The organism is Bradyrhizobium sp. UFLA05-153 (assembly GCF_054185185.1).
The window spans coordinates 1-9,186 of record NZ_JBBIAM010000202.1 but is presented as its reverse complement, the minus strand read 5'-3'; the positions used below and the strand labels follow the sequence as shown (position 1 = coordinate 9,186).

At 64.0% G+C, this 9,186-nt stretch carries 12 protein-coding genes; 9 read left to right on the top strand and 3 right to left on the bottom strand.

The window, feature by feature from the left end; genetic code table 11:
• Positions 1–314 precede the first annotated feature (314 nt).
• Genes fliI through Q2941_RS48945 form a run of 3 tightly spaced genes read right to left on the bottom strand, consistent with a single transcriptional unit; the run spans position 315 to position 3,194 of the window.
• Entirely contained in the window at positions 315–1,640 is a 1,326-nt protein-coding gene (gene fliI / locus Q2941_RS48955) for a flagellar protein export ATPase FliI (protein ID WP_458197152.1), read from the bottom strand.
• 21 nt (positions 1,641–1,661) lie between these two features.
• Positions 1,662–2,390, bottom strand: coding sequence for a flagellar basal-body rod protein FlgF (gene flgF / locus Q2941_RS48950; RefSeq protein WP_027527184.1), 729 nt, complete (start codon positions 2,388–2,390; stop codon positions 1,662–1,664).
• A 3-nt stretch (positions 2,391–2,393) separates the two neighbouring features.
• Positions 2,394–3,194, bottom strand: coding sequence for a DUF1217 domain-containing protein (locus tag Q2941_RS48945; RefSeq protein WP_458197153.1), 801 nt, complete (start codon positions 3,192–3,194; stop codon positions 2,394–2,396).
• A gap of 141 nt (positions 3,195–3,335) precedes the next feature.
• On the opposite strand from Q2941_RS48945, the gene motA reads away from it, so the two are divergent.
• The 9 genes from motA to fliE form a co-directional block, all read left to right on the top strand.
• On the top strand, positions 3,336–4,232 hold the full coding sequence (gene motA, locus Q2941_RS48940) for a flagellar motor stator protein MotA (RefSeq protein ID WP_027527186.1): 897 nt from the start codon (positions 3,336–3,338) through the stop codon (positions 4,230–4,232).
• Entirely contained in the window at positions 4,229–5,170 is a 942-nt protein-coding gene (locus Q2941_RS48935; RefSeq protein WP_027527187.1) for a flagellar motor switch protein FliM, read from the top strand. The genes motA and Q2941_RS48935 overlap by 4 nt, the downstream gene beginning before the upstream one ends.
• Entirely contained in the window at positions 5,151–5,465 is a 315-nt protein-coding gene (locus Q2941_RS48930) for a hypothetical protein (protein ID WP_458197150.1), read from the top strand. The genes Q2941_RS48935 and Q2941_RS48930 overlap by 20 nt, the downstream gene beginning before the upstream one ends.
• Before the next feature lie 108 nt (positions 5,466–5,573).
• Complete coding sequence (gene fliN / locus Q2941_RS48925; protein ID WP_027527189.1) at positions 5,574–5,969, top strand: flagellar motor switch protein FliN; 396 nt, start codon at positions 5,574–5,576, stop codon at positions 5,967–5,969.
• Between the two features lie 2 nt (positions 5,970–5,971).
• The gene (locus tag Q2941_RS48920) at positions 5,972–7,015 is read left to right on the top strand and encodes a flagellar motor switch protein FliG (protein WP_027527190.1); all 1,044 of its coding nucleotides are present in this window, start codon (positions 5,972–5,974) and stop codon (positions 7,013–7,015) included.
• Positions 7,016–7,027: 12 nt separating this feature from the next.
• Positions 7,028–8,113 (top strand): flagellar biosynthesis protein FlhB, encoded by a 1,086-nt coding sequence (gene flhB / locus Q2941_RS48915; RefSeq protein WP_027527191.1) that lies wholly within the window; start codon positions 7,028–7,030, stop codon positions 8,111–8,113.
• A gap of 74 nt (positions 8,114–8,187) precedes the next feature.
• Entirely contained in the window at positions 8,188–8,568 is a 381-nt protein-coding gene (flgB, locus tag Q2941_RS48910) for a flagellar basal body rod protein FlgB (RefSeq protein ID WP_027527192.1), read from the top strand.
• Positions 8,569–8,579: 11 nt separating this feature from the next.
• Positions 8,580–8,996 (top strand): flagellar basal body rod protein FlgC, encoded by a 417-nt coding sequence (gene flgC / locus Q2941_RS48905; protein WP_027527193.1) that lies wholly within the window; start codon positions 8,580–8,582, stop codon positions 8,994–8,996.
• A gap of 2 nt (positions 8,997–8,998) precedes the next feature.
• A partial coding sequence (fliE, locus tag Q2941_RS48900; protein ID WP_479684052.1) for a flagellar hook-basal body complex protein FliE occupies positions 8,999–9,186 on the top strand: 188 nt, incomplete at its 3' end.

The window sequence follows — 9,186 nt, the reverse complement described above, 5'->3', positions numbered from 1 at the left end:
ATGTGTATAAGAGACAGATGCATGAGATGACGCCATGCACCCTCGTTTGACTGCTTGAGGCGTCACTTGACGGAATTCGGGAGGCGATATGCAACATTCCCGCGCAGGAATTGTATGCAAGCCGGCCTTACCATGCGCCGTCTCTGCCTGAGGCATGAGCGAATCCATCGGAGCGGCGCCGATCGAGTTCAACGAGCTATGCCCGCAGTGCACGGCGATTCTGGTCGCCGCGGTGTTGACGCTCCGCTTCCAAGATCGCGCGTGGGCACCGAGTCATGCGTTTGGCGCGAAGGCCCATTCGCCGCATGGCAGCGCTAGCCGGCCTTCAACACGTCTCTCAGCTCGCGAAACGCATCCGCGCTGGGCGGAGCCGAAGCATCCTGGCGCATCGCGCCGTAGATCTTCGGCACGATGTCGAGGGCATGATCGAGCCCCGGATCACGCCCCGATTGATATCCGCCCATCAGGCGAAGGTCGCGCGTGTCTTCATATTTGGCGATCATGGATCGCAGCTTGCTCACGAGCTCGCGCTCCTCGGGATCCCAGACGCAGTGCGCAAGGCGCGAGACCGAGGCGAGAATGTCCACGGCCGGGTAACGCGCCTGGTCGGCAATGTGCCGGCTGAGCACGATGTGTCCATCCAGCGTGCTGCGAATGGTGTCGGCAATCGGCTCGTTGTGATCATCGCCGTCGACCAGCACGGAGAAGATTCCAGTGATCGTGCCCGTGCCTTCCTCTCCGGGCCCGGCCCGCTCGAGCAGGCGCGGCAGATCGGTGAAGACGCTCGGTGCGTAGCCGCGCGCGACTGCAGGCTCGCCGGCAGCCAGCGCGACTTCACGGGAGGCGTGGGCAAACCGGGTGATCGAATCGACCACCAGCAGGACCGATTCGCCGCGATCGCGAAAATACTCGGCGATCGCCATCGCGGTCTTCGGCGCCAGCCGTCGCATCATCGGGCTCTCGTCGCCCGTCGACACGATCGTGATGGCGCGGTCGCGGCCGTGGCCGAGCACGTCCACGACGAATTCACGCACCTCGCGGCCGCGTTCGCCCACCAGGGCCAGGACGACGGTGTCAAAACCGGTGCTGCGCGCCAGCATCGCGAGCAGCGTCGACTTGCCGACACCTGAGCCGGCAAAGATGCCAACGCGCTGGCCGGCGCAGATCGGCGCGAACAGATCGATCACGCGCACGCCGGTGCGCAGCGGCTTGTGGACGCGCGCCCGCTTCATGGCCGAGGGCGCTTCCGCTTCGGCCGAGACCGCGCGCGATCCCGGAATCAGCGCGCCCATGCCGTCGAGCGGTGCGCCGAGCGCGTTGATGACGCGTCCTTTCCAGCTCGCATCGGGCGCAAGCGACAGCGGAGGCAATCGGAATGCGACCGAGCCGAGCCCGCCCGCGAATTGCCGGTCGAACGGCTTGGCGATGATGCCGTCGCCGTCGATGCGAACCACTTCCCCGATCTGGGACCGGCCACCCGACGTCACCCCGATGAGCTCGCCGAGCTTGACGAAACGGGACAGGCCGGACACGCGAAAATGCGTCGGCGCGATCTCCGAAATGGCGCCGCTGATGCTTGCAATGGGGGTGCTCTGCTGCAGCTCCTGCAGCGCCCACTCAATTTGCCGGAGAGCGTTCAAGGGAAGTCCTCAGAGGGAAGGCTATTTGGCGGGGTCGCCCAGGGTGCGAATCGCGTTCTGAAGCGAGCTTTCAGTGCCCTCGATAAGCGAATTGGTGCCGTCGAAGGCGCGCGACGCCGACATCAGCCGCGTCAGCTCGAGCATCGGATTGGCGCCGGATCCCTCGACGTAGCCCTGCTTGAAGCCGTCCCGGCCGAAATCGGAGATCGCGGTCGCAGGCCGATCGGGGACGACGCCCGAATTGCCGTAGCGGTCGAGATTGGCGTCGGCAGGAATGTTGAATAGGCCGATGGTGCCGATCTCGTTTTTGTCCTGGGTGATCGTGCCGCTGCGCGAGATCGAGACTGGTCCGCCGTTCGGGTCGAGTGTGAGCTGCGCGCCGCCGCTATCGATGACGGGAAAGCCGCTCACGGTCTGAAGGTCGCCATTCGGCGCGATCTGGAGCCGGCCGTCGCGCGTATAGACCGTGCCGTTCGGGCCGGCGAAGGCGATCCAGCCCTGTCCCACCACGGCGACGTCGAGCGGGTTGCCGCTTTCGGTGACATTGCCGGCCGCGCGCGAGATGATGTTGTCGCCGGGCGAGGAGAAGGCGACGGGATTGGCGCCCGCCTTCGACAGCACCGTCTCGAATTTCACGACGTCGGTGCGAAAGCCGGATGTGTTGACGTTGGCGACGTTGTTGGCGATCGTCTGGAGGCGCTTTTCCAGCGCGACCTGCGCCGACAATCCCACATAAAGAGCCGATTGCATGACTTACTTTCCGAGCCGGATGGACTGAAGTTTCGAGAGCATGTCGGTATCCATGCTGGCAGTCGTCGACGCGCCGCCGATCAGGACCAGCGCGGGGTTGGTCGAGCTGCCGTTGCTGGCGTCGCTCGCGGCCTGTTTCGCATCCCACATCGCCGCGAAACGCTGCACGAATTTGGTGACCTTGGCCGGATCCTGGAAATCGGTGAGTTTGATCATCTTCGTCAGCATCGTGGCCTGGCTGTCGATGTCGGCCGAACTGACGGTCGCCGGGAGGCCGAGAGCCGTCTGCGCCACTTGCGTCAGCGCTTTGTCGGCGAGGATCTGGTACGGGCTCGTGATCGAGGAGGCCTTGCGTGTGAAATAGAGCGCCAGCCGCAGGCCCTCGTTCTGATCGCCGGCGTTTTGCTCCATCGTCTGCGTGGCGTACTGGGTGGCTGTGCCGGTGGTGGCCTGGGTGGTCTGGGTCGCCTGGCTGCCGAGCGCGGCGAAATTGAAAGCTGCGGCGAATTCCCGGTAGCGGGCGTCGGTGAGCTTGTTGGCGAAGGTCGTCGTGGTCGCGATACCCTCGGTCAGCACCTTCCGCATGAACGCTTTGGCGTAGATCATGTCGCTGAGGCCATAGGCCTTCATCGCGTAGGAGTAGAGGCGGTAGTTCTTCAGGAAGTCGTCGATAGTCTTCACCTTGCCGATATTGGCGAGGAAATAGTCGGTCTCGCGGCTGACATCCGGCTGCTTCGCGATGAGCGTCAGCGACTTGCCCATGTCCTTGGTTATTCTTGTGTAGTCCGCGATCGTGGATAGCATGACATGCGCCCCTTTGGCCGCCATTGCGACATCGTCCCAAGCTGCCGCGAATAGCTTGCGCGGGGCTGGCCAGGGGAAGCCAGCTTCGCGCAAGCGTCGCCGCATAGACATGGCCGACGGGATTGGCGATGGAGCGGCGCGTTGGGCAGTTTCGTGGGGATCATCATCACGGTGGCCGCCTTGCTCGGCGGATTTGCCGCCATGGGCGGGCATCTTGCCGTGCTCATGCAGCCGTGGGAATTCGTCATCATCTTCGGCACGGCGGCCGGCACCTTCATCGTCGCCAACCCCTGGAAGGTCGTCGCGGACACCGGGCTTGCGGCGGTTCAGGCCGTTACCGGGGCGGTGCCCGGGGAGCGCTACTATCTCGATCTCCTGGGCGCCCTTCACGCGCTGATGCGCGAGTTGCGGGGCAAGGGCCGCAACGAGGTCGAGGCGCATATCGACGATCCCTCATCCTCCGAGATCTTCAAGACGTTCCCGAGCGTGCTGGCGGATACCGCGCTGTTGCAGTTCATCTGCGACTACGTGCGCCTGATCATCATGGGTAACGCCCGCACGCACGAGATCGAAGCGCTGATGGACGAGGAGATCCATACGATCGTGAAGAGCAAGCTCACGCCCTACAATGCGCTCGTCGTGGTGTCGGAGGCGTTGCCGGCGCTTGGCATCGTTGCCGCGGTGCTTGGCGTCATCAAGGCCATGGGCGCGCTCGACCAGTCACCCAAGCTGCTCGGCGGCTTCATCGGTGCGGCGCTGGTCGGCACGTTTGCCGGCATCTTCCTCTCCTACGGCATCATCTCGCCGTTCGCCCTGAAGATAAAGATGACCCGCGAGAAGCGCTGTCGGCCCTACATCATCGTCAAGCAGACGCTGCTCGCCTTCATGAACGGTGCCATGCCGCAAATCGCGGTCGAGCACGGCCGCAAGATGATCGCCAGTACGGAGCGGCCGTCGATCGACGTGGTCGAGAACGAGACGATCGCCGGGCCGAAAGCCGTCGTGGCCGACGCCGAACCGAAGGCCGCCAGAGCATGATGATGGAAGGGATCGACGTCGAGCAGCAGAAGCGGCTGCCGAACTATCTGCTCGATGCGGCGGGCATATCCATCGACCGCATGCCGATGCTCAATGTGATCTTTGATCGCATGGCGGCATCCTGCACGGACAGTCTTCAGCCGATGGCGGGTACCCCCTGCTACTTTTCGGTCAACGACATCAGCAACGGCCGCGTCGGCGACATCGTCAAGGATTACGAGGGCAATGCGGTTGCTGCGGTCCTCTATGCCGAGCAATGGGACGCCCGGGTCCTCGTCATGCTCGATCGCGATTTCGTGTTTACGATGGTTGAGGCGCTGTTTGGCTCGGACGGCGCGGAGCCGCCGATCGATGTCGAGCGCGCCTTCTCGAACATCGAGCTGCGCGTGGTGCAGGTGCTGTTCGAGCGCTTCGCCAAGGCGCTCCAATCGGCTTTCGCCGCGACGTCCGATGTCACCTTCAAGCTCGAGCGGGTCGAGACCGCGATGGCCTCGCTTGCGATCGGGCGCAGCAGCAATATGTCGGTTTGCGCCAACATCATGCTCCAGGCGCTTTACCGCGGCGGGCAGATGTTCCTGATCATCCCGCATTCGGCGCTCAATCCGCTCAGGCAGAAGCTCGCCCATGTCGTCGTCTCGGACGGCCGTGCCGCCGATCCGAACTGGCGCGGGCAAATGGAGAGCGAGGTCCAGCGCACCGAGGTCACCTTGAACGCCGTGCTGGACGAGTGCGTGCTCTCCCTCGGAGAGGTCGCAAAGTTTCAGGTCGGGCAGGTCATCGAGCTCAACGCCACGCCGCGCACGCTCGCCAGGCTCGAGAACAACAACCAGGTGCTGTTCTGGTGTCAGATCGGCCAGCTCGATGGCTATTATGCCATGCAGGTAGCGGATCCCGTCGATCAGAAGCGGGAGTTTGTCGATGATATCCTATCTCGTTGATGCGGTTCTGCTCGTCGCGCTCGCCTTCACCAGCATGCGGGTGACCCGGATGCACCGTGAGCTGGCGCGGCTGCGCAGCTACCAGGGTGAATTCTCGACGATCGTGCAGGAGACGGCGGGCGCCTTCGATACCGTGATCAAGGCGGCCCACGACTCGACCGCCAATCTCGGTCGGCTGGCCAACGTGCTCAGCAGCAAGATCGATCAGGCTCACGAGGCAATCACGGCGCTGGACGCGCGGCGGTCGCAGGGTGTCGCGGGGACCAAAGGCTGCAGCGGTGCGGGTGAGCCGTAAAGGCTGCGGCTTGCGGACGCCGGGGTCGTCACCTGGCGTCGGCGCGCAGGCAAGGGGATCGTTCCGGAGCAGAACTCCGGGAGGAGCGTTTTCAAGAGGCAAGACCAAATGGCGCAAACTTTCGATTATGAGTCATCTGCCACCCGGGCGGCGGCGTCCGGCGAGGCACAAATCGACGCCTCCCCGCTGGAGCGGCTGGCGGAGATCGCGGCGCGTACGGCCGAGGATTCCGGCAAGTTCGCCAATGTCGACGCGATCCTGCGCATTCCCGTCACCGTGCAGGTGGTGCTGGGCGCTGCGACCATGCCGGTAGCGAACCTCATGAAGCTCGGCCGCGGTGCGGTGGTCCCGCTCGATCACAGGGTCGGCGAACCCGTTGACGTCGTGGTCAACGGCCGTATCGTCGCGCGCGGCGAAGTCGTGGTCGTCGAAGAAGACAATTCGCGTTTCGGCGTGTCGCTCACGGAGATCGTGGGGCCGCTGGGCGGTCACGGTGAAGCCTGATCGTGGCGGAACCGATGGGCATCGCAGCTCCTCTCAAGCAGCGCGGTGTTGCTGCGCTGGGAGGAACAGAGAAAGTCGCGGCACTCCTGCTCGCGATGGGCCGGCAGGCTGCCGCAAGCGTCCTGCAGCAGTTCGAGCCGCAGGATATCCGCATCGTCACGAAGGCCGCGGCTGAGCTGCGCCCGATCACGGCGCAGGAGCTGGAAGGGATCGTCGAGGAATTCGCCCAGCAGTTTTCGATGGGCGCCAATATTCTCGGCACGCTCGGCGGCCTGGAGGCCGTGCTCGGCGACGTCCTGCCGGCCGAGCAGGTCTCCCAGATCATGTCGGACCTGCTCGGAAATTCCTCGAGATCGGTCTGGGATCGCGTGTCGTCCGTCTCGGAGAACTCGCTGGCGAGCTACCTGTCCAAGGAGCATCCGCAAACCGCTGCAGTGATCCTCTCCAAGGTCAAGCCAGCCTGTGCCGCCAAGGTCATGAGCCAGCTTCCCTCGAGCCTGCGCAACGAGCTGATGCGGCGGGTGCTGAGCCTCAAGCCGATCGTCGACGACGCGATCCGCATCGTCGAGAAGACGCTGCATGAGGACCTGACGCTGAACTTCGCCCGGAACCTCGGTGCCGACACCTATGCGCGGGTTGCCGACATCATCAACAAGATGGAGCGTGGTCACATCGAGGACATGCTGAAGAGCCTGTCGGAGAAGCGTCCGAAGTCGGCGGAGGTACTCAAGGAGCTGCTGTTCACGTTCGACGACGTGGTCAACCTCACGCCGAAGGCGCGCACCATGATCTTCGATCAGGTGCCGACCGACCGTATTGTCGTCGCCCTGAAGGGCACGGACAAGAATTTCCGCGAACTGATCCTGTCCTCCGTCGCCTCGCGCGTCAGGCGCGTCGTCGAGCACGAGCTGGCGATCGGCGAGCCGTCGAACCAGCGCGACGTGCTGGAGGCGCGGCGCGTCATCACCGACCTCGCGCTCGATCTGGCGGAGAAGGGCGAGATCGAGCTCAACCCCGACCAGGAGGATGAGCTGGTCTTTCGCTGACCGCTGAACAGCATGGCAGAGACATCCGATCAGGAGAGCAAAACAGAAGAGCCGACCGAGAAGAAGATCCGCGATGCCCTCGAGCAGGGCAGGATTCCGGTGTCTCGGGAGGCCTCCGTCTTCGCCTCGATGGCGGCACTGATGGTGATTCAGGCGTTCCAGATCGGGCAGGGCGTGCAGCAGCTCGTTCCGACCCTGAAAGCTCTGCTCGACGACCCCGACGGCTTTCGCCTGCGAACGGCCGCGGACGCGAAAGACCTCCTGTCGGTCGTCGGGCTGGAGGCGCTGCGCTTCCTGGTTCCGCCGGTCCTCATTCTCGCGGTGTTCGGGCTGGCAGCCTCGCTGCTCCAGAACGTGCCGCGGCTGGTGCTCGCCCGCATCCAGCCGGATTTTTCGCGGATATCGCCCGCGCAGGGCTGGAGCCGGATCTTCGGAACGCAAGGGCTCGTGGAATTCGCAAAATCGGTCTTCAAGCTCGTTTCGGTGGGCCTGGTTGTCGGCTTCGTGCTGCGATCCTCCGAGGCGAGGGCGTTCGAGGCGATGTACACCGATCCGGTGGCGTTGCCGGAGATGATCCTGACCATCGCCATGCGCATCGTTTCGGCGATCTGCATCGCGACCATCGTGCTGGTGGCGATCGACCTCGCCTGGGCACGCTTCCACTGGCGGCGCGAGTTGCGCATGACGAGGCAGGAGCTCAAGGATGAGCACAAGCAGGCCGAAGGCGACCCGCTGATCAAGGCGCGGCTGCGGTCGCTGGCGCGCGATCGCTCGCGCCAGCGAATGATCGCGGCTGCATCGCGCGCCTCGCTCGTGATCGCGAACCCGACGCACTTTGCGGTGGCGCTGCGCTATCAGCGCGACGAAAATCCGGCGCCGATGGTCCTCGCCAAGGGCATGGACGCGATCGCGCTCAAGATCCGCGCGGTGGCCGAAGAGAACAGGATTCCTGTGATCGAGAACAAGGCCCTGGCGCGCGCGCTCTACGAGGCGGTGCAGGTCGATCAGCTGATCCCGCCGGAATTCTTCCGGCCGGTCGCCGAGATCATCTATTTCCTGCAATCGCAGAAGGCGCCGCGAAGCGAAAAGGTTCAATGACGGGTCTTGCGACGAAAGCTTGAGAAAAGCTTAACTTCCTATGTTCGTCTGCATAGACGAGATCGGGAGCTGCCGTGGGACCGCTTTATCTGCTTGAACTTGCTTCCTCGCAAGCCCGATGGCTGGAGCTGCGCCAGTCGACGATCGCAGCGAACGTCGCCAACGTCAACACGCCCGGCTTCAGGGCGCGTGACGTCGAGCCGTTCAACAAGGTCCTCGATGCCACGCCGGTCAGGCTCGCGACGACATCGCCGTCGCACATGCAGTTGAGCGCGGCCGAGACCGACACGCGAACCAACGCCAAGAAAGACAGCTGGGACGTCGTGCACTCCGGCAACTCCGTCAGCCTGGAGCAGGAGATGCTCAAGAGCGGCGAGGTGAACCGCGACTATTCGATGAATGCCGCGATCGTGCGGTCGTTCCACCGGATGCTGCTGACCGGCGTGAAAGCCTGAGGTGACCTGACATGGTGGATTCCCTGCAGGCTTCGCTCGCGGTCGCAAGCTCCGGACTCGAGGCGCAGTCGACGCGGATGCGCATCGTCTCGGAAAACCTCGCGAATGCGAATTCGACGGGGCGCACCGCCGGTGCCGACCCGTATCAGCGCAAGACCGTGACCTTCGATGCGGAGATGGACCGCGCCGCGGGCGGCCAGCTCGTCAAAGTCAAGGAAGTTGGCGTCGATACCACTCCATACCGGGTCGAATACGAGCCGGGGCATCCGGCTGCCGACAAGGCCGGCTACGTCAAGCTGCCCAACGTCAACATGATGATCGAGATGGCCGACATGCGCGAGGTCAATCGATCCTATGAGGCCAACCTTCAGGTCGTGAAACAGGTGCGGTCGATGGTCGGCATGACTATCGATCTCCTAAGGAGCTGACGATGTTAGAGGCAATTGCGTCCACTGCCATCTCTGCGGGCCAGGCCGTGGCCCGCTCGATTGAAGCGCAGGTGACCGCGCCTGCGGCGGGCGCCGTTCAGTCGGGTGGGGATGTTGGCTTCGACTCCGTGATGAAGCAGGTCACGACAGATGCGATCGGGACGCTCAAGGCCGGTGAGGCCGCGTCGAT

Bases quoted from the DNA above. Each gene is read 5' to 3' on its own strand.
- flgC (WP_027527193.1), top strand. From the start codon at position 8,580: ATGGTGGATTCCCTGCAGGCTTCGCTCGCGGTCGCAAGCTCCGGACTC.
- flgF (WP_027527184.1), bottom strand. From the start codon at position 2,390: ATGCAATCGGCTCTTTATGTGGGATTGTCGGCGCAGGTCGCGCTGGAA.
- fliN (WP_027527189.1), top strand. From the start codon at position 5,574: ATGGCGCAAACTTTCGATTATGAGTCATCTGCCACCCGGGCGGCGGCG.
- flhB (WP_027527191.1), top strand. From the start codon at position 7,028: ATGGCAGAGACATCCGATCAGGAGAGCAAAACAGAAGAGCCGACCGAG.
- Q2941_RS48935 (WP_027527187.1), top strand. From the start codon at position 4,229: ATGATGATGGAAGGGATCGACGTCGAGCAGCAGAAGCGGCTGCCGAAC.
- Q2941_RS48945 (WP_458197153.1), bottom strand. From the start codon at position 3,194: ATGCTATCCACGATCGCGGACTACACAAGAATAACCAAGGACATGGGC.
- Q2941_RS48930 (WP_458197150.1), top strand. From the start codon at position 5,151: ATGATATCCTATCTCGTTGATGCGGTTCTGCTCGTCGCGCTCGCCTTC.